Here is a 20,158-nt window from a genome sequence, read left to right on the forward strand (position 1 = left end):
GCTGTCTCACCGTGTCCCTTCGGGGGCGGGAGCGAGCGGACGCATGACGATAGCGCCGGTCGGGCACGAGTTGGCGCACAGCCCGCAGCCCCAGCACAGGGCGGGGTCAAATTGGACGTTGCGCGCGGTCTTTCCGGCCACGGTTACTTCGCCACCGTCGTGGTAGAAGGCCCCGAAGTGGCAGCGCCGGACGCACAGGCCGCAGAAGGAGCACGCGGCGCGGTCGTGGGCGGCCACGTAGCGGCTTCGCGGCCACACCCCCTTGCTGCCGATTTCGCGGGCCGCGTTGAAGGGATAGCAATCGCAGGCGCAGCAGTTGCAGATAGGCGACAGCCCGTTCGTCCGCCACTCGCTGTCGCCGGTGTGCATCAGGCCCTTCCTGTCCGCCTTGCGCACCAGAGCCTTGGCTTCGTCGCGCGTCAGCCGCCGACCGTGGCCCCTGTCCAGCGCCTCGCGCGCCGACTTGTCCAGCCAGATGCAGGTCTCCACGGGGCGGTCGCAGTTCTGCGCCAGGCGGCGACAGTCGCACGGCTGAACGACGATGTCGGTGGCCGCGTCCAGCATCTCCTCCACTTCGTGGAGCAGCAGGATGTCGTTGTTGTGAAGGCCATCGGCCGAGGGCGCGCCTGCCATGAGTTGCTCCACCTTGGGCCGCACGCGCGCGATGAACTCGTCCAGGTAGCGCCGATGGATGGCCTTGCGGTCGGCCGGGGGGATGTCGTCCCAGTTCTCGTACTTGGCGAAAACGTCCAGGCGGGTGTAGAAATCCGCCGCCGAGTAGGTCGCCCCCTCGCCCTCGCCCGACTTGTTGACGATACCACGCCGATAGGCCCGCTGCAGGAGACCCTCCGCCTGCTCCGCGGGCAGGCCCATACGCTGCGCCACCTCCAACGGCGAAAGCGCCTCGCCGCGCATGGTCAGCACCAGCGCCATCTCGGCTTCGTCCACCATCATGGCAAGATAGGGGCGCGCCGGCTCCCAAACGTCAAAAACCCGAATGAACTCTTCCGTCAGGGTCATGTTAGCACTCGGTTTCGGTTAGCATTCCCGTATGTCTACGATCTGTTGGCCTTCTACACCGGACAGGGCCGCCGCGACCTGGTCTTTCGTAACGTAGCGAATCTTGACGACGGCATCCCACTTGCCCGGTTCGCGCGGGGCGGGCGCGCCGCCCAGGGCCAGAATGCCCCACCCCTGCGCGGCGATGGCGCCCACCAGTTTCGCCAGTTCCCCGCGCACGTCCGGCATGCGAACGGTAACGCGCACCGCCGGCGTGCCCGCCGCCATCATCTGCATCAGGTGCGCCAGCATGTCGGTATCGGTGAGAATGCCCACCACAACCCCGTCCTCCAAGACGGGCAGGCAGCCCACCTTGCGGTCTACCATCACCCGGGCTGCCTCCTCTATCGTCGCGTCGGGATGGATCGTGATCACGTCCCGCGCCCTGATCATCACGTCCTTGACCGTGAGACCCGCCAAGTAGCGGGCGATCTCCCACACGTCCAGGCTGCTAAGCCGGCCCGGGTCTACCAGAAGCGAACTCCGCGTTACCAGCCCCAGCAGCCGCTTCCCTTCGCCCACAACGGGAAGGTGGCGGATGTTGTTCTCGCCCATAAGGCGCTGCGCCTCCACGATGGACATGGACGGCTCGGCCATAAATGGGTGGCGGGTCATGTAGTCTCTCACAAGCATGGGTCTCCTCCTAAGCGCCTAGCCATTGTCGGCCAGGGCGTCTTCCACGGCCCTGGTCAGGGCGCCGGTCGCCACAAGCGCCGTAACCGATTCTATGTACGGATACATCACGTCATCGCGTTCCAGGAACGGGACATGTTGCCGAATTAGCGAGTAGGCGGCCTGGGTGCCCTTGCCCAGGCGCGCGTTCGGGCCGAGGATGGCCCGCCTGAAGTCAATGCCCTGCGCCGCGGCCATCAGTTCCAGCGCCAGAATCCGCTCCACGTTGGCCGCGATCCTCCGCGCATGGCGCGCCGCGGTCGGCCCCATGCTCACGTGGTCTTCTATGTTGGCCGAGGTCGGGATGGTGTCAGCGCTGGCCGGATGCGCCAGGACTTTGTTCTCCGACGCCAGCGCCGCGGCGGTGTATTGGGTGAGCATGAAGCCCGAATTCAGGCCGCCTTCGCGGGTCAGGAACGCGGGCAACGTCTCCGCGTTGCTGGACTCATCGGTGAGGCGGGCCAGCCGCCGCTCGGACATGTTGCCCAACTCGGTGAGCGCCAGGCTGAGGTAATCCATGGCGATGGCCAGCGGCTCGCCGTGGAAGTTCCCGCCCGACAGCACCGTCGCCTCGCCGGTGTCCTCGTCAATGAAGATGAGCGGGTTGTCGGTGGCCGCGTTCAGTTCTATGCTCAGCACCCAACGGGCGTAGGCGATGGCGTCGCGCACCGCGCCGTGCACCTGCGGGATGCAGCGCAACGTGTAGGCATCCTGGACGTTGAGCGGGTCGTCGGGGCGGGTGTAGGTGCTGCCTTCTATCAGGCGGCGCAGGTAGGCGGCGCATTCCACCTGGCGGGGGTGCGGCCGCGCGGCGTGGATGCGGGCGTCAAAAGCGCGCGGCGTCCCGTAGGTGGCCTCCAGGGTCAGGCAGCCCGCGATGTCGGCCACGCGCGACAGGTTCTCGGCCTGCCACGTGGTCAGCGCGCCGATGGCCGCCATCAGGGCGGTGCCGTTGGTGAGGGCAAGCCCCTCCTTGGCCTCCAGCGTCGTGGGGCGCAGACCGGCCCGCGCCAGCGCCTCGGCGCCGGGCAGCCGCTCACCCTGGTACACCGCCTCGCCCAGGCCGATGATGGGCAGCGCCATGTGCGCCAGGGGAGCCAGATCCCCGCTGGCTCCCAGCGACCCCTGCGCGGGCACCACCGGATGCACCCCGCGGTTCAGCATGTCCAGCAGCAGTTGCAGCGTCTCCAAGCGGATGCCCGAATGCCCCTTGGCGAGGGCATTGGCGCGGATGAGCATCATGGCGCGCACCGTCGGCTCGTCCAGCGGCTCCCCTACCCCCACGGCGTGGCTCATGAGGATATTGCGCTGCAATTGGCGAACCTGGTCGGGCGGGATGATGCGCCCCTTGAAGGCCCCGAACCCCGTCGTAACGCCGTACACAATCTCGCCGCGGGCGATGAACTCCTGCACGGCCCTTTCGGCCCGCCGCACCCGCGCGCAACTCTCCTCGGACAGGGCGACCTCCAGGCTCTGGCCCCTGGCCGGCGCGTAGGCGACCGCGACTACATCCTTCAGGGTGAGGCTGTTTCCGTCAATCACCAGCAGAGAAACCAAGTCCAAACGCTCCACCGTTGTGTGTACTTCTGGATTCGGTTCTCACATTCTCTTCAGGTGCGACGCACCTGCGAGGTGCGTCGCACCTGACCTGAACGCTCTGCCTTGCGCAATGTCCGACACCGACGAACTTGAGAACCGAGTCTATTTCAGCATAGGAATCTTCACGCCGCGCTCTTTCGCCACCTGGATGGCCCGCTCGTAGCCGGCGTCCGCATGGCGCACCACGCCCATCCCTGGGTCGGTGGTCAGGACGCGCTCCAATCGGCGTGCGGCTTCGGGCGTGCCGTCGGCCACGATGACCATGCCCGCGTGTTGGCTGTAGCCGATGCCCACGCCCCCGCCGTGGTGGAAACTCACCCACGTGGCGCCGTTCACCGCGTTGATGAGCGCGTTCAGAATCGCCCAGTCGGAGATGGCGTCAGAGCCGTCCTTCATCCCCTCCGTCTCGCGGCGCGGCGACGCCACCGAACCGGCGTCCAGGTGATCGCGCCCGATGACGATGGGGGCCTTCACCCTACCGCTGGCCACCAAGTCGTTGAAGGCCAGGCCGGCCTTGGCGCGCTCGCCGTACCCCAGCCAGCAGATGCGCGACGGAAGGCCCTGGAACTTGACCTTCTTCTGCGCCATCTTGATCCAGCGCACCAGGTGCTCGTCGTGCGGGAAAAGGTCCATGATAACCTGGTCGGTTACGTAGATGTCTTCGGGGTCGCCCGAAAGCGCCACCCAGCGGAATGGCCCCTTGCCCTCGCAGAAAAGCGGGCGGATGTACAGCGGCACGAACCCCTGGAAGTCAAAGGCGTTCTTGACGCCCATATCATAGGCCCGCTGGCGGATGTTGTTGCCGTAATCAAAGACCACGCTCCCCTTCGCCTGGAAGTCCAGCATGGCCTGCACGTGGGCCGCCATGGACTCCATGGCGCGGCGCTTGAACGCTTCGGGGTCGCGCTCGCGCAGGGCCTTGGCCTCCTCAAAGGTCATGCCGCGCGGGAAGTAGCGCAGGGGGTCATGGGCGCTCGTCTGGTCGGTTACCACGTCGGGCACGACGCCGCGCTGCACCAGTTCGGGCAGCACCTCGGCGGCATTGCCGATCAGCCCGACCGACAGCGGCTTCTCCGCGGCTACCGCCTCCTCCACCCACGTCATCGCCTCTTCTATGTTCTCGGCGATGCGGTCCAGGTAGCCGGTGCGCAGTCGGCGCTCGGCCCGCCAGCGGTCAATCTCCACCACCAGCGCCACACCTTCGTTCATGGTAACGGCAAGGGGCTGAGCGCCGCCCATCTCGCCCAGGCCCGCGGTGAGCACGAACTTGCCCTTCAGGCTGGGCCAGCCCTGGGCCTTGGCGCACGCCGCCATCGTCTCGTAGGTCCCTTGCAGGATGCCCTGTGTGCCGATGTAAATCCAACTTCCGGCCGTCATCTGGCCGTACATGATGAGGCCCTTGCGCTCCAGTTCGTCAAAGTAGTCCTGCGTGGCCCAGGCCGGCACCAAGTTGGAGTTGGCAATGAGCACGCGAGGGGCATCGGTGTGGGTCTTGAAGATGGCGACGGGCTTGCCGCTCTGCACCAGCAGCGTCTCGTCGGGCTCCAGGTTGCGCAAACTATCCAGGATGGCGTCAAAGCATTCCCAGTTGCGGGCCGCCTTGCCGCTCCCCCCGTACACAATGAGGTTGTCGGGGTCAAAGGCCACGTCGGGATCCAGGTTGTGCTGGATCATGCGATACGCAGCCTCTATGAGCCAGTTCTTGCATGTCAGTTGGGTACCCGTAGGTGGATGTACGACTCGCCTCGCCATACCTCTATACTCCCTCTAGTTTTCGGTTTTGCTCGGCGCGACGACCACCGCCTCCGTCTTCCGCAGTTCGTCCAGCGGAATGTGGCAGAAAATCCGATGCCCGTTGCCGGCCTCCTGCCATGGCGGGGTCTCTCGCTCGCAGATCTCGCCCAGTTTGCGCGGGCAGCGCGTATGGAACCGGCAGCCGCTGGGCGGGTTCAGCGCACTGGGCACCGTGCCGCTCAGGCGGATGCTCTTCTGCTTCACCGTCGGGTCGGGGAACGGCACCGCCGACAGCAGCGCCTCGGTGTAGGGATGGTACGGCGGCGCGTAGATGGCCTCGGCGGGGCCCGACTCCACCACATGCCCCAGGTACATGACCGCGATGTAGTCGCAGAAGAACCGCACCACGCTCAAGTCGTGGGCGATGAAGACCATCGTCGTCCCCAGTTCGGCCTGAATCTCCAGCAACAGGTTAAGCACCGCCGCCTGCACCGACACATCCAGCGCCGACACCGGCTCATCGCACAGCACCATGGCGGGCAGGCCCGCGATGGCCCGCGCGATGCCCACGCGCTGCTTCTCGCCGCCGCTCAACTGGCGCGGCAAGCGGTCGTAATACCGCTCGCCCAACTTCATCATCTCCAGCAGGCGCACCACCTCGCGGCGCACATCCTTGCGCGGGATATTCCGGAATCGGCGCAGCGGCCAGGCGATCTGCTGCCCCACGCTGAACGACGGATTGAGCGTGGAGTCGGGATTCTGGAAGACCATCTGCAAGTTGCGGATGATCTCCATGCTGCGCTTGGAGACCGGCACCGAGATGTCCATGCCCATGAACTCAAACTCGCCGCCGGTCGGCTTCTCCATCCCAACGATCGTCTTGACGAGTGTGGTCTTGCCGCAGCCCGATTCGCCGACGATGCCCAGCGTCTGACCGCGCCTCACCTCCACGCTCACGCCGTCCACCGCCTTCACTACCTGCTTGCGCCCCATGATCTGGCGAGACGGCACCTCGTAGTACGTGCGGGCGTTGCGCACGCTGAGCAGCGGCTTCTCGTCCGCGGTCCCCTGCACAGCAGGCAGACGGACAGGCACCTCTTCCGACGGCGCCCAGTCCGATTGCACCACCTCCTCGGCAAACAGGCAACGCGCCCAATGGCCCGGAGCCACCTCCCGCAAATCGGGCCGGCTTAGGCTGCAGTCGGGCCGCGCGTAGGGGCAACGCGGCTCAAAGACGCACCCGGGCGGGAGCCTATCTGGCGGCGGCACTCGCCCCTTGATGGGGTACAGGTAACTACTGGCCTTGTCCATGCCCAGCCTGGGCACGCAGCGCATCAGCCCCTGCGTGTACGGATGATGCGGCTGCAGGAACACATCCTCCACCGAGGCGCGCTCAACCAACTCGCCCGCGTACATCACCCCCACGCTGTCCGACACGCGGGCGATGACGCCCAGGTTATGGCTGATGTACATGATGGCCGTGTCAAAGTCCTTCTGCAGTTCCTCCACCAGGTCCAGGACCGCCGCCTCCACGGTAACGTCCAGGGCCGTCGTCGGCTCGTCCATGATGAGCAGCGCCGGGTCGTTGAGCAGGGCCATGGCAATGACCACGCGCTGTTGCTGGCCGCCCGACAGTTGGTGCGGATAGCGCCGCATGACGTTGGCCGGGTCGGGCATGTACACACGCCGAAGCATCTGGATGCACCGATCCTCGGCCTCTTTGCGCTTCATGCCCCGATGCACCACCAGCACCTCGCTCAGTTGCTCGCCGATACGCAGCGACGGGTTCAGCGCCTGCATCGGGTCCTGGTACACCATGGCAATGCGGTCGCCGCGCAACCGCCGCAGTTCCTCTTCGGAGCGCCCTACCAGGTCCTGGCCCTGGAAGAGGATGCGCCCGTTGGTGATCCGCCCATTCCGCCCCAGGAAGTTGACGATGCCGAAGGCCACGGTGCTTTTCCCGCAGCCCGACTCGCCGACGATGCCCAGAGTTTCGCCACGGCGTATCTCAAACGACACATTGCGCACCGCGTTCACATCGCCCTTTCGTGTCTCATAGGCGATGGCCAGGTCCTGCACCCTCAGAATCGGAGCACTACGCGCTTGCTGCATTCCCTCTTGCCTCTCATATCGGTTCTACTCGCGCCCAGAGCCGCACGGCTACTGGTAGCGGGTCGTTTCCTCGCGCAGCCCGTCGGCGAACAGGTTCAGCCCCACCACCAGGCTGGATATGGCGATAGCCGGCCACAGGACACCCAGCGGATTCGTCCAGATGTACTTGCGCGCCTCGTTGATCATGCCGCCCCAGTCCGGTGTCGGGGGTGGCAGGCCCAGGCCCAGGAAGCCGAGCGTGCCGATGGCGAAGATGGCGTAGCCCACGCGCAGCATAGCGTCAATGATGAGCGGGCCCCGCGCGTTGGGCAGAATCTCCACGAACATAATGCGCCAGTCGCTATCGCCGCGCAGTTTCGCCGCCGCGACGAAATCGCGCGCACGGATGTCCAGCGTCAGACTGCGCACCAGCCGCGCAATTCCCGGCGCCCCCACAAACGTGATCGCCAGCACCACGTTCAGCGCCGACGGGCCAATTGCCGAGATGATGATGAGGTACAGCAGAATCGTCGGGAACGCCATAATGGCGTCCAGGATGCGCATCACCACCTCGTCTATCAGGCCGCCGTAGTAGCCCCCAATGAGTCCGAGCAGCGTGCCCAGCGCCACAGAGCAAAGCACCGAGATGGGCGCGAGGAGCAGAATCGTGCGGCTACCGTAGATCAGACGCGACAGAATGTCTCGGCCCAACTGGTCGGTGCCAAGCGGGTACAGGGCGCTGGGGCCCTGGTTGATCGCCGAGGAATCCTGGGCGAAGGGGCTATGGGGCGCCAGAAGCGGCGCGAAGATGGCCACTAGCACCCAGAAAAACACGATACTCAGCCCCACCACCGCCACTCGCGAGCGAAAGATGACGGACGCCGACTCCCACGCCCGCCGCCATTTGCGCTTCCTTGTGCTATACGTCTGGTCCAAGTCCGCTGCGACGGTCATGCGCATTTCTCCTTGCAGCCTGCCATGTCCAACAGCCCCCGAATTACGTGTAACGAATGCGCGGATTGAGGAATGTGTAGATAATATCTGCGATCAGTTGTGTCCCCACGGCCAGAGCCACCATCACCATGGCCCCCGCTTCAATGGCATTGATATCCTTGAACAACGCCGAATCCAGCATATACATCCCCAGACCCGGGTAGCCGAACACCGACTCCACAACCACAATCCCGCCGATAAGCCAGTTCACGTGGAGCATGATGACGGTTATCGGGGCCATCAGCGCGTTGCGCACGGCGTGCTTGAAGACGATGCGCCAGTAGGGCAGGCCCTTCAGGAACGCCGTGCGGATATACGGCGCGTTCATGACCTCAATCATGCTGGCGCGCGTCATGCGGGTAACGTAGCCCACCTCCACCAGTGTCAGGGTGAGCACGGGCAGGATGAGCAACTTCGGCTGCATGTACGGCGCCACATCGCTCACGAACACCGTCGCGCCGGGCAGCACCTTAAGCCAGAACGCAAACAGCAGGATGAGAAACACTCCGCTGGCGAACTCCGGCACGGATGTGGTAACAAGGCTGAAAATGGAGATAGTACGATCCAGCGCGCGGCCCTCCTTCAGCCCCGCCAGGATGCCCAACAGCAGCGCGATGGGCATGATGATGACGAAGGCGATGCCCGCCAGCACGAACGAGTTGCGCAGCCGCCGCACGAGGGTAGGCCCGACCGGCTTGTTGGTGCGCAGCGAGATGCCCGGGTCGCCTCGCAGCAGCCCCTTGCGCAGCGGATAGTACTCCACGCCGCTGGCCTCGGTCATGGTGCGGCCCGCCGAGGCGGGGCCGACTTTCTGCGCCTCCTCGCCTTTGCGCCATAGGACGACGTGGTCGGCGGTGTCGACGCCCCAGAAGATTTCGCTGCCATCCTCGGCGACCTGCCAATCCTCAAAGAGAACTTCGTCGCGGGTTCCGTCGGGAGCGACGCGAATCTCTATCAGGCCCGTGTCCTTCTTCATGCGCCACTGCTTGAGCGTGCCGTCGGCCTCCACCGCCCACCAGGACGGGCTGTCGTACTGGCCCACTTGGGTATACCGCAAGGGCTTGCCAACCAGCCGCCACAGCCTCCAGTCGTTGCCCACCAGCCAGTCCAGATAGCGAATCGCCACGTGCTGGTCAAGGCCCATCTGGTCGCGCAGGAGTTCCACCTGCTCGGGCGTGGCGAACTGGCCCAGGATGTGCCGGGCCACGTCTCCAGGCGCCACCTCCGAGATGAGGAAGATGGCGACGGAAACCAGGAGCATCGTCAGAAGCATGAATCCGATTCGGCGCAGGATATACTTGGCCATGTTACTCCCTTGCTTATCTCGTTCCGGGTCGCCGCTTTGGACTGCCAAAGCGGACCCCTAGCCGTCCGACGGCCTTGCTTCAGCAGCCCGAGGCGTCAGGTTCGGCTCCCATGCCCGGCGTGCGAGCATGGGAGCCAAGTAACCCATCACGCGGACACAAATCCCCGCGTGCGATCCGCACTACGCCTCCGGGTCGTACCAGGCGTTGTACAGGATGTCGTAGTTGGTCGGGTGCGCGCCCACGTTCTTGAACTTCTTGTTCGCAATGTACCAAACATTGGTCCAGAACGCAATCCCGACCGAGCCGCGCTCCATCTGGATGTCTTCCAGTTTGCACATGATAGCGCGGCGCTTCTCCACATCCAGCGTCCGCTCGGCTTCCTTGAGCAGCGTCGTGAACTCCGGATCCACCCAGTAGGTCTCGTTCCACGGCACGGGCTTGCCGGTGTCGTCGGCGGTGTAGGCCAGCGCCAGCACCATGGTGCCCAGCGGACGGTGCGCCCAGATGGTGATGCCCAGCGGGACCTCGGTCCAGATGTCCCAGTACTGCGCCGAGGGCAAGATGTTGAGTTGGATGTCAAACCCGCCCGCGGCTGCCGATTCGCGCAGCGCCTGCGCCATGGCCGGCTCGGCGCGCGCCTGCTGGGTGGACAGTTCCACCGACAGTCCGTTGGGATAGCCGGCTTCGGCCAGCAACTTCTTGGCGCCCTCCGGGTCGTAGGGCGGGATGTCCTTCGGGCAGTACTCGGGGTGGATCGGCGCCACATGCGCGTCGTGGCCCAGCACGCCCTCGCCAAACCAGGCCAGGTCCAGCATCTTCTGGCGGTCAATGCACTTCTTGAGCGCGAGGCGCACGCGGTTGTCGTTCCACGGCTCCTTGTCCACGCGCATGCGGATGACGAAAGTCTGGGCAGTCGGTGTGGAGTAGACGGTTACCGTGGGCAAGTCCTTCACCGCCTGCCAGATTTCCGCGGACGGGTTGAAGATGTTGTCCACCTGCCCGCTCTGCATGGCCGCGATGCGGGCCGCATCGTCCTGCCCCAGGTCCAGGTACACCAGCCGATCCAGGTAGGGGTACGGCTTGCCGTCGTCGGCCATCAGCCAGTAGTCCTCGCGGCGGCGGAACACGGCGCGCTCGGTCTCGCGGAACTCTTCCAACAGGAACGGCCCCGTGCCGATGGGCTGCTTGGTGATGTCGCCCTCAAAGGTGCGCGGGACGATCATGGCCGGGTAGTGGAACAGGTGCTCGGGCACGGCAATCTGCGGCGAATCCAGATGCAACTTGACGGTGTAGTCGTCCACCTTCTCAATGCCGGTCGGCTGGAGGTAACTCAGCAGGCCCAGCATGGACGAACCCACGTCCTTGTCCAGCCACTGCTGGAAGTTGAAGATGACGTCGTCGGCGGTCAGTTCCTGGCCGTTGTTGAACTTGATGCCCTTCCGGATGTGGAGCGTCCACTCCTTGACCTCGGCGTCGGCCTCCCACTTCTCCAGCAGCCAGGGGTGCGTGATGTTGTCGTAGTCGGTGTAGGTGAGGTACTCGCAGACCTGGCGGAACTGGTTCACGCCTTCAATCCAGGACAGGCGCGCAGGGTGATCCACGCGCGGCACGCGGGTGGCGATGGTCATGGTGCCGCCGCGCTTGGGGCCGGCCGGCTTGGGCGTGGCCGTGGGCTGAACGGCAGGAGGCTTCGTGGGCGCGGTGGTGGGGGTCGCCTTCGTGCCGCACGCCGACAGGAATGCGGTCGCGCTGGCCAGGGACATGCCCAGCAGAGTGGCGTTGCGAAGGAACTCGCGGCGCGTGATCCTCCCCTTCTTGTAGAGTTCCTTCAGTTCGGGGATATACGGGTGCTCGTGCTGCGTCTCATCCTTCTTGATGATCTCCATCAGATACTCCTCCTCTGGTTTAGAGAATCTGCCCCCGACGGTGGGGTTGGGGAACCTGCTTCGGTTCCGGCGTCCGAGTCATCGCAAGAATCTCTCCGAGCGCACCTCCTTTCTGTCCGGTGAGAAATGGTGGACCACGGGCTTTCTATGCTATGTCTCGCAGCAACGATTGCGCAAGGTGAGTCCATTGCCGCCCGTGGCCGGTAGGTGGGGCATAGCAATTCACGGTCGGCGTCTGTGTGATGCATCAAGTATAGCACATGCTATGCCACCTGTCAATAGAGATACGCAAGTATTGCAATTCTGTGTTTCTTGTGCTATAATGCGTACGAATGGACAGCACACCGGCATGGCGTATCGGGGTCATTCCCGCCAGGAGGTTTCCGTGGCGACTACCCAGCCCGGCGAGACATCCAAATCGGTGATCTACAAACAGTTGCGGCGGGCCATCATCATGGGGCACCTCAAGCCCGGCCTGAAACTGGACGTGGACGAACTGGCGCGCAAGTATGGCACCAGCGTTACCCCCGTCCGCGACGCCCTGCAGATGCTGGGCCAGGAAGGCCTCGTAACCATCAAGTCCCGCTCGGGCTACTTCGTTACGCATACCACCCTCAAAGAACTGCGCGATCTCCTGGACCTCCGCGAGATTCTGGAAGTCGCCGCCGTGGAGCGCGCCATCGGTCGCATCACCGAGGAGCAGTTGGAGCAACTGGCGCACGTCCACGCCCCCTATACCGGCGACGACGACGAATCCTACGACCGCTACACCGACGAGAACCGCCGCTTCCACTACCTCCTCGCCAAGGCGTCGGGCAACGACCAACTGGCCGAGACCCTGGGCCGGCTCCACGACCGCCTGGCCCGTTTCATGGTGCTGCGCCACGCGGGGCGCATTCAGCCCGAAAGCCACGCCCGCATTCTGGAAGCCATCCGCCTGGGCGACAGGGACAGGGCCATCGCCCTCACGCGCCAGGAACTGAACGCCACCCGCGACGCCATCCTGGACCGCGTGATGCAGGAAGAGGCCGCCAACTGGCCCGTCGGCGCGATCCGCTGAGCCTCCTCCCCTATTCCAGTCTGATGCGAAACTCGCTTCGGATGGCGGCATCCACATCCGCCGGCCATGCTGGCGGCCGCTGGCCTTCCAGAAGTGCGGCGGCCCGCTCCTGCGCCCGTACGCGGGTATCCCGCCGGCCGCCCTCCTCCCACATGGCGCGGCTCTGGCGGTCGGCCACGCGCGGGTAGAAGAACTCGCCCCGCATGTGCCGCACCGTGTGCGGGTCCGCCAGGTAATGCCCGCCCGGCCCCACGCGCCCGATGACCTCCACCGCCATCGCCTCGTCTGTTATGTCAATCCCGCGGAGCGCCCGCATCGCCATCCCCACGATCTCGTCGTCTATCACCGCCTGCTCGGGCGAGACCGCGCTCATGTTCGTTACCATGCCGATGGCGTGGTGGATGTAGTTGCACCCACCCATGGCCGCCAGCAAGAACGTTACCATCTTCTCGTACCCCGCCTGGGCGTCGGGAATCTTGGCGTCGCTCATCCCGCCCGAGCCGTAGATGGGTACGCCGTAGAACTGCGCCATCTGCGCGGCGGCCGCCTGCATCATCCCGAACTCCACCGCCCCGCCCAGGTATCCGCCGCTTCGCATGTCGGCCACGCCCGGGATATAGCCGGCCAGCACCGGCGTGCCGGGCCGCGCCAACTGGGTCAGCACAATCCCGCTCAACTGCTCGGCGTTCAGTTGCACCAGCGTCCCCGCCAGCGTTACGGGCGATGTGGAGCCGGCCATCGGCGCCGACGACAGCGCCACCGGCAGGCCCCGCGCGCACCATTCCAGCAGGATGTCGGTAACTTCCGTATCCAGGCGCAAGGGGCTGACCATCCAACTCGTGATGGCGGAGATGAAAGGGCGCGCCCGCAGGCGATCTTCCCCGCCCGCCAGGATCGCGCCCAGACGGATCACCTGTCGCGCGCCCGCCACCGAGTCCACGCCGCCCATCACGTGTTTGCCCGTGCCCCACAGGCACGCGTAGAACCGATTCACGGGCACGTCCTCGCGCGGCACGTCTGTGGGATACAGGGGCGCGACGACAAAATCGCAATGCTCCAGCGCGTCCGCGAGCCGCGCCATCATCGCCACGTCGCGGAGCGTGCACGGGCGCGGCGTGTCGGCCCCCGCATCCAGCACCATCGTGGGCGAGCCGCCCGTGCCCGCGTACACCCGCCTGCCCTCCAGCACGATGTCGTGCTCGGGCAGCCGCCCGGCCAGCAACACCCGTTGCGGGACGGTCTTCAGCGCGGCGTCCACCATCGCCCGCGGGATGCGCACCCGGTGGCCGTCCACGGATGCGCCGCCCTCGCGGTACAGGCGCAGCGCCGTCTCGTTCTCCACCAGGATTCCCGTCGTCTCCAGCACCGCCAGCGACGCCCGGTGAATCTCCTGCACCTGCGCCTGACTCAAGGGACGGTACTGCCCGCCTTCAGGCCCCGGTCGCGCCATGCTTCACCTCCTGCTACTTGCCCGCGCGACGCCGCAGCACGGCCCGAATCTCTTCCTCGGCGGCCTCCGGAAGCGGCGGCACCTCATGCTCGCTCAGGATGCGGCGCGCCCGCTCGTTGGCGCGGGCAGCCATGTCCTTGCCGCCCTTGTCGCGCCACTCGTCGTAGCGCATGCGGTCTATGACGCGCGGGCGGAACTGCGCCCACTTCCAGTTGCGCAGCGTGTGCTCATCGGCGAGGAAGCCGCCGCCGGGCGTCGCGCGATGGATGGCCTCGCGGGCCAGCGTGCGCTCGCTCACCTCAACGCCGTTCATGATGAAGCGCACGTCGCGGATAATCTCATCGGCGATGACCAGCATCTCCATGGACGACGTGGAGCCATACTCTATGTACCCAACATCGTGCACCAGGTTGCAGCGGGTCAGGTAGGCGGTCATGATGGTGATGGCAGCCTCCAGGCCGGCTTGAGCGTCCACCACTTTGCTGTCGGTGGCCCCCGCCGCGCCCCACGTGGGCAGGCCGTAGAATCGGGCGATGTCGCACCAGGCCGCCATACCCGTGGGCCATTCGGGCGCGCCGTAACTGACGATGGCCGATTTCATGTCCAGCGCGGCGGTGTTCATGCCGTAGAGGAACGGCGTGCCGGGCCGCACCAACTGCGTGAGCACAAGCCCCACCAGGCACTCGGCGTTGCCCAGCGCCAGCGCCCCGGCCAACGTGATCGGCCCGCCACCCCCCGTGTTCGGCGACGGCGGGTAGGTTACCGGAATCCCCTTCTCGGCGCAGAACAGCAACTTGTCCACCGACTCGTCGGGATACAGCAAGGGCGAGATGGACTCGGCGTAGAGCATGAGGAACGGCCGCTCGCGCAGGCGCTGCTCGCTGCCGGCGACGGCGCACGCGATGCGGTAGATGTCCTCCATGTCGCCACGATGATTCGCCGTGTACACGTTGGGCTTCACCGACCCGCGAACCATGCCGATGAACCCGTGAATGTATACATCCAGCGGCGGCACGTCCGACGGGTTGCTCATGGACATGACGCACGAAATCTCGTCCAGGCCATCAATGAGACGCGCGATACGGTACACGTCGTCATACGTGGCCTTGCGGCGTTGGCCGGTCTCCACGTCAATCGTGAACACGCAGTCCGAACCGCTGCCGAAGAACACGTTGCCGGCTTCCAGGGGCATCACCAACTCGCCCAGGCGGTTGTACATCGGGATGCGCGACGGCGCCGAGGCGATGGCGTCCATGACGAGGCGCTCCGGAATCTTGATGCGCCCGTCCGACTCCCAAGCGCCGGCGTCCAGAAGCAATTCCCGCGCTTTCTCGTTCTTCATCACGATGCCGGTGCGAGACAGGATGTCCAGACTGGCATTGTGAATGGCCAAAATCTGCTCGTCCGACAACATGCGGATCGTTGGACGCAGTGTCTCAATGGGTATCTGCTCCGACACAGGAATCTCCTTTCCACAATGTATATTGCGTCATTGCAGAGGCGCGCAGTGCCTTAGTCGAGCCTCCACGTGACGACGCGCGAAATCGCTCGCCCGCTTTCGGCGTCTCGCAATGACCGCCCTACGGCGTTGATTGGTTCGGGCGCATTTCAGTTTGGGAAGCAAACCCGTTGCAATACGCAGACGCCGACCACAGTCGCGGGCTGCTGCACATCCGACGAAGCCAGCCCTCGCCGCTGGCTATGCGGCGAGGGGGCCGTAACCTCACCCATCCCCACCCCAGCCTGAGAGCGGTCAGGGTGAGGTAGCCTCTGCTCGGCAAACCGGCATGCGCGCGGCGACTACGCCAACTTGCGGGCCACGTCCACGGCGGTGGCCGCGTCGGGCGCGTAGGCGTCGGCGCCGATCTGCTGGGCGAAGGCCGCCGTTACCGGCGCGCCGCCCACCATGATCTTGACCGAATCCCGTAGCCCGGCTTCCTGCAGTGCGTCAATGGTGGACTTCATGTTGACCATCGTCGTCGTCAGCAGGGCGCTCATGCCCACGATGCGCGGCTTGTGCTCCTGCACCGCCTGCACGAAGGCCTCGGGCGCCACGTCCGTGCCCAGGTCCACCGTCTCAAACCCGGCGCCTTCCAGCATCATCTTGACCAGGTTCTTGCCGATGTCGTGCAGGTCGCCCTTCACCGTGCCGATGACGTACTTGCCCACCGTGGGCGAGTCGCTGGCCGACAGCAGCGGGCGCAGCACGTTCATCCCCGCGTGCATGGCGCGCGCCGCGATGAGCACTTCGGGCACGAACAGGTCGCCCGCCTTGAAATCCTTGCCCACCTGGTCCATGCCGGCGATGAGGCCGTCCTGGAGAATCTCCTTCGGCGTCAGGCCCGAGTCCAAAGCCTGCTGCACCAGTTCGGCCACTTCCTCGTCTTCGCCCTCGTACAACTTGGTTGCGATCTTCTGCAGAATGTCTGCCATTGGAATACCCTCCTCCGATTGTTTTGAAGTTCTGTATTGTCTTACACTCACCGCGCGGGGCTGGGACGCCCGGCAGCGGTGAAGGTAAGTTCCGTGCACAGATACACCTCGTGCCCCCATCCGGCCTGCGCCATCGCGACGCGGTCCTCCCGCGCGATGTGCACATCCACGTCGGCAGCGCCTGCCCGCCGCACCGCAGCGGCCAGTTCCGCAGGAACCGTCCGCTCAGCGTAGGCGACGCCATCCTCCACGGTCGGGAAGTCGCGCACTTCGCCAGGTAGGTGCACGCGGAACGCCTCGCCTCCGGGGAGTGGCTGCACCATGACCCGCCACGTCTGAACGACTCCGCCCGCTACGGCTCCGACCGCGTTGGCCACATCGGCGTGGTCTGGGATAATCAAATCCGTGTGCAGCATCTCGGCCACCGCCGGCATGTACGCAGCGGCCGGCGCGCCGATAGCCACGATCGGCTCCCGCAGGCCCAGCCGACAGGCCAGGCTGGAACCGTTGCCGTTGTCGACAGAGCGCGCAAACAGCGCTTCCAGCGCGGGCATCGTCCAATCGGCAGCCACACCCTCGTCGGCGAGGACTTTGGTAACCAGTTCCCGCGCGACCTTCTCGGAGACCGCGGCCACCACCCGTTCGCAGAACGCCTCGGCCGTGCAGCCCAGCCTTGCCGCAAGCAACCCCGCGCCCACGACCGACGCGCGGGCGTCCCACCGGCGGAAGCGCCCCAGCACATGCAGGGCGTCGGTGGGGGTGAAGCCAGCCCGGGCTACCAGGCCCAGCGCCTCCAGGCGCTCCAGCCGCCTGAGCGCCACCAGCGGATACCCGCCCTCGCGCAACAGCGCCGTTACAGGGCGCGGCCCATCGGCCAGGCTCCGCAGGAGCGACCGCTCCTCATCGGCCAGGGCGTTGGCGGGCCGGCGCTGCAGAAGCGCGAACTGCCCGTCCCACGGCTCGTCCGCGCCCTGTGTCGCTTGGCGCTCCAACTCGGCCACGATGTCGGGATAGTCCGAGGCCAACAGGCACAGCGGAGCCACGCGCCCCGGCCCGATGTGCAGCCGGCGCTCCCCGTCCAGGCGCACCAGGCTGTCGCCGCCCAGGCCGGTGGTTCGGACGTCCACGGCCTCCACCATCGTCTGCCACTGGCCGACGCGCGCGCCCTCGGGGTTGAGGCGCGGGTGCCCGCCGCGCAGCGCCGCGATGTCCGTCGTCGTTCCGCCCACGTCTACTACCCACACGTCGCGGCGGCCGGCCAGGTGCCAGGCTCCGACGGCGCTCGCGGCAGGGCCGGAGAGAATCGTCTCAACGGGCCTGAGCATAGCCCAGTCGGCGCGCACCAGCGAGCCGTCGCCTTTCACCACCATCAGCGGCGCAGAAATCCCCTGTTCGGCCAACGTGCGCTGAACCGTGGAAATGAGGTCTTGCAAGAGCGGGATAAGGCGCGCGTTGAGCGCCGCCGTCGTCGCCCGCCGCACGGCGTTCAGGCGAACCGACAGTTCGTGCCCGCACGTTATCGGCAGCGGACGCCCGTCGTCCGAATGCAGCGCGGTCATCTCCTCAATGATGGCGCGCGCGCGAAGTTCGTGCGCGGGGTTGCGTGCCGCGAAGTAGCCCGAAACCGCGAAGGCCGCCACGCGCCCGATCCGCGATGCCACAGCCTCGCGGACGGCCTGCTCGTCCAGCGGCTCCACCTCGTCGCCGATGGCGTCGTGGCCGCCTCGCACATAGACTACATCTGGGGTAACCAGGGCCCCCTCAAACCCGAATTCGCGCATCAGGTCGCGGTCGTAGCCGATGAGGAGCAGGCACACAGGGCTGCCCTGGCCTTCCACGATGGCGTTGGTGGCCAGCGTCGTGGACAGCGCCACCAGACTCACGCGCGACGCTGCCACAGCCCCCTGCGACAGCACCGCCGCGATGGCCTTGCCAATGCCCACCGACAAATCCCAGCGCGTCGTCAGAGCCTTGGCCGAATGGAGCACCTGGCCCGTGCCTTCGTCCACCAGCACGGCGTCGGTGTATGTCCCGCCCGTGTCAATGCCGAGCGCGATGGTCATTCGGCATCCTCCCGCCTGCGCCAGCAGGTGTCGGCCAGGGCACAGGCGCGGCACAGCGCCCCGACGTGGGCGGACGAAAAGCCAGGCCCCACGCCGATAAGTCCCGAGCAAGATTTGTGCGGGCGCAGAACGCAGTAGGGCGACAACTCCACGCCGATGTCGGCGAGGGGCAAGAGCGCACACAAATCCCGCTGCCCGTCCACGGGCCATCCCACCAGCGACCCAGGGCTGAGCGCAGGCGACACACCCCATCCCTCCGCGGCCGCGCGCTGCTCGGCGATGGTTCGCACCGCCTCGCCCACCGCTCCCAGCACGAGGACGCCTGCGGTGTCCAGCATGAACGCCAGCAGGGCCTGGCCCTGTCGGTGCAGGTCGTTCACCCGCATCTCCAGTTCCAGCCCGATGGTCCACACGGCCACGAGGACGCGACGCGCCTCTCGTACAAACGCCGCACCCTGCCCCATCTTCAGTTCGCGCGCCCCGTTGGATGTGCGTAGCACAAGGGCGTCGTCCGACGCGCCGGCCACCTCAAACTCGTCCCAGACCGCCACCGGACGGGCCAAATCCAGCGCCATCAGCGCCGCCATGTCGGCGGCTTGGCGCGCCAGCGGGCTGTGGGATTTGCGGTGGCCCGCGCGCACCTGGGATTCCAGGATGGCCTCCGACGTCAGGGTTATGGGAATGTCGCGCACGATGGTCGCCATTCGGCTCCTCGTGGAGAGTCGCCCGCGCCGCGCTACTTGGCTTGCGCAGCCTTGAGGCGTTTCTTGTAGTCCTTCAAGTACCGCATGGCGTAATCATCGCGGCCCAGGATGAGATCGGTCGCCAGAATCGCAGGCCGCACCTTGGCCGCGTCCACAATCGGGCAGTTGACGCCGCGCAGGATGGCCATGGCCAGGAAGACGCCGTTGATGGTCTCGCGCTCGGGCAGGCCGAACGAGATGTTGCTGGCGCCCAGGGTCATGTTCACGCCCAACTCCTCGCGCACCATGCGGATGGCGTCCAGCGTTACCAGGCCGGCGCGGGAATCGGCGCCCACGGTGAGGGCCAGGCAGTCAATGACCACATCCTGGCGCGGGATGCCCATGGCTTCGGCGCGCTCCACGATGCGGCGGGCCACCGCCAGGCGGCCGTCCGCGGTCGGCGGAATGCCCTGCTCGTCCATGGCAAGCCCGATGACGGCGGCGCCGAATTCGGCCACCAGCGGCAGGACGCGGTCCAGGCTGGCCGGTTCGCCGTTGACCGAGTTCACCAGCGGCTTGCCGTTGGGGGCCAACTCGCGGTACAGGCCCAGCGCCGCGCGCAAGGCGGCGGGGTTGGCGCTGTCTATGCAGAGTGGAACGTCCACCGTCTCGGCCACCAGTCGCACGGCCTTCGGCAACAGGTCCACCTCGTCAACGCCGGCGGCGCCCACATTCACGTCCAGAACGTCGGCGCCGGCGTCTACCTGGGCCTCGGCTTCCTGGCGCACGATGTCCAGGTTGCCCTCGGCCAGGGCCGCAGCCAAGCGCTTCTTGCCGGTGGGGTTGATTCGCTCGCCGATGAGGACGGTGGGCCTGTCGGGGCTAATGACTACGGTCTTGCGGGCACTCCTCAGGACTGTCTCCATACGCATCTCCTACATTGGCATGATGGGCATATTAGATTCTGTCGGCGGGAAACGGCGCACCCTGCGAAGCGTGCAGGACGGGGCGGTATCCCAACTCGGCAGAGATTCTACGGGTTGTTTCCAGCAGGAGCGCCGCCAGTTGCGGGAAGACGGCAGGCAAAACGCGAAAGGCCGGGCCCGCCAGGCTCACCGCCGCGTGGAC

Annotated in this window: 16 protein-coding genes; 1 reads left to right on the top strand and 15 read right to left on the bottom strand. The window is 66.1% G+C overall.

All coding sequences use genetic code 11. The features are described from left to right. Positions 1-6: 6 nt before the first annotated feature. From H5T65_07405 to H5T65_07440, 8 genes are all read right to left on the bottom strand, one after another. Positions 7-1,020 carry a 4Fe-4S binding protein gene (locus H5T65_07405; protein ID MBC7259060.1) on the bottom strand — a complete coding sequence of 338 codons (1,014 nt, stop codon included), beginning with the start codon at positions 1,018-1,020 and terminating at the stop codon, positions 7-9. A gap of 18 nt (positions 1,021-1,038) precedes the next feature. Beyond that, entirely contained in the window at positions 1,039-1,692 is a 654-nt protein-coding gene (locus H5T65_07410) for a CBS domain-containing protein (GenBank protein ID MBC7259061.1), read from the bottom strand. An 18-nt stretch (positions 1,693-1,710) separates the two neighbouring features. Beyond that, positions 1,711-3,276 carry a histidine ammonia-lyase gene (gene hutH / locus H5T65_07415; GenBank protein ID MBC7259062.1) on the bottom strand — a complete coding sequence of 522 codons (1,566 nt, stop codon included), beginning with the start codon at positions 3,274-3,276 and terminating at the stop codon, positions 1,711-1,713. Positions 3,277-3,432: 156 nt separating this feature from the next. Further along, on the bottom strand, positions 3,433-5,082 hold the full coding sequence (hutU, locus tag H5T65_07420) for a urocanate hydratase (protein ID MBC7259063.1): 1,650 nt from the start codon (positions 5,080-5,082) through the stop codon (positions 3,433-3,435). A gap of 15 nt (positions 5,083-5,097) precedes the next feature. Further along, positions 5,098-7,176: an ABC transporter ATP-binding protein gene (locus H5T65_07425; GenBank protein ID MBC7259064.1), complete on the bottom strand. Its 2,079-nt coding sequence runs from the start codon at positions 7,174-7,176 to the stop codon at positions 5,098-5,100. A gap of 48 nt (positions 7,177-7,224) precedes the next feature. Next, a complete protein-coding gene (locus tag H5T65_07430) occupies positions 7,225-8,109 on the bottom strand; it encodes an ABC transporter permease (GenBank protein MBC7259065.1) in 885 nt (294 codons plus the stop codon). Positions 8,110-8,152: 43 nt separating this feature from the next. Continuing rightward, positions 8,153-9,454, bottom strand: coding sequence for an ABC transporter permease (locus H5T65_07435; GenBank protein ID MBC7259066.1), 1,302 nt, complete (start codon positions 9,452-9,454; stop codon positions 8,153-8,155). A 180-nt stretch (positions 9,455-9,634) separates the two neighbouring features. Continuing rightward, a complete protein-coding gene (locus H5T65_07440) occupies positions 9,635-11,341 on the bottom strand; it encodes an ABC transporter substrate-binding protein (GenBank protein MBC7259067.1) in 1,707 nt (568 codons plus the stop codon). A gap of 385 nt (positions 11,342-11,726) precedes the next feature. On the opposite strand from H5T65_07440, the gene H5T65_07445 reads away from it, so the two are divergent. Beyond that, positions 11,727-12,401, top strand: a complete 675-nt coding sequence (locus H5T65_07445) for a GntR family transcriptional regulator (protein MBC7259068.1) — start codon at positions 11,727-11,729, stop codon at positions 12,399-12,401. 10 nt (positions 12,402-12,411) lie between these two features. On the opposite strand, the gene H5T65_07450 is transcribed toward H5T65_07445, so the two are convergent. The 7 genes from H5T65_07450 to H5T65_07480 form a co-directional block, all read right to left on the bottom strand. Further along, on the bottom strand, positions 12,412-13,851 hold the full coding sequence (locus H5T65_07450) for a trimethylamine methyltransferase family protein (protein ID MBC7259069.1): 1,440 nt from the start codon (positions 13,849-13,851) through the stop codon (positions 12,412-12,414). Positions 13,852-13,864: 13 nt separating this feature from the next. Then, positions 13,865-15,310 carry a trimethylamine methyltransferase family protein gene (locus H5T65_07455; protein MBC7259070.1) on the bottom strand — a complete coding sequence of 482 codons (1,446 nt, stop codon included), beginning with the start codon at positions 15,308-15,310 and terminating at the stop codon, positions 13,865-13,867. A 341-nt stretch (positions 15,311-15,651) separates the two neighbouring features. Then, positions 15,652-16,284, bottom strand: a complete 633-nt coding sequence (locus H5T65_07460; protein MBC7259071.1) for a corrinoid protein — start codon at positions 16,282-16,284, stop codon at positions 15,652-15,654. A gap of 47 nt (positions 16,285-16,331) precedes the next feature. Beyond that, the gene (locus H5T65_07465; GenBank protein ID MBC7259072.1) at positions 16,332-18,347 is read right to left on the bottom strand and encodes a hydantoinase/oxoprolinase family protein; all 2,016 of its coding nucleotides are present in this window, start codon (positions 18,345-18,347) and stop codon (positions 16,332-16,334) included. Then, positions 18,344-19,051 (bottom strand): hypothetical protein, encoded by a 708-nt coding sequence (locus H5T65_07470; GenBank protein MBC7259073.1) that lies wholly within the window; start codon positions 19,049-19,051, stop codon positions 18,344-18,346. The genes H5T65_07465 and H5T65_07470 overlap by 4 nt, the downstream gene beginning before the upstream one ends. 32 nt (positions 19,052-19,083) lie before the next feature. Next, positions 19,084-19,956, bottom strand: a complete 873-nt coding sequence (locus H5T65_07475; protein MBC7259074.1) for a dihydropteroate synthase — start codon at positions 19,954-19,956, stop codon at positions 19,084-19,086. 31 nt (positions 19,957-19,987) lie between these two features. Beyond that, the coding region (locus H5T65_07480) for a hypothetical protein (GenBank protein ID MBC7259075.1) at positions 19,988-20,158 on the bottom strand (171 nt) is incomplete at its 5' end.

The organism is Chloroflexota bacterium, from assembly GCA_014360805.1.
In the GTDB taxonomy this organism is placed as follows: Bacteria; Chloroflexota; Anaerolineae; order DTLA01; family DTLA01; genus DTLA01.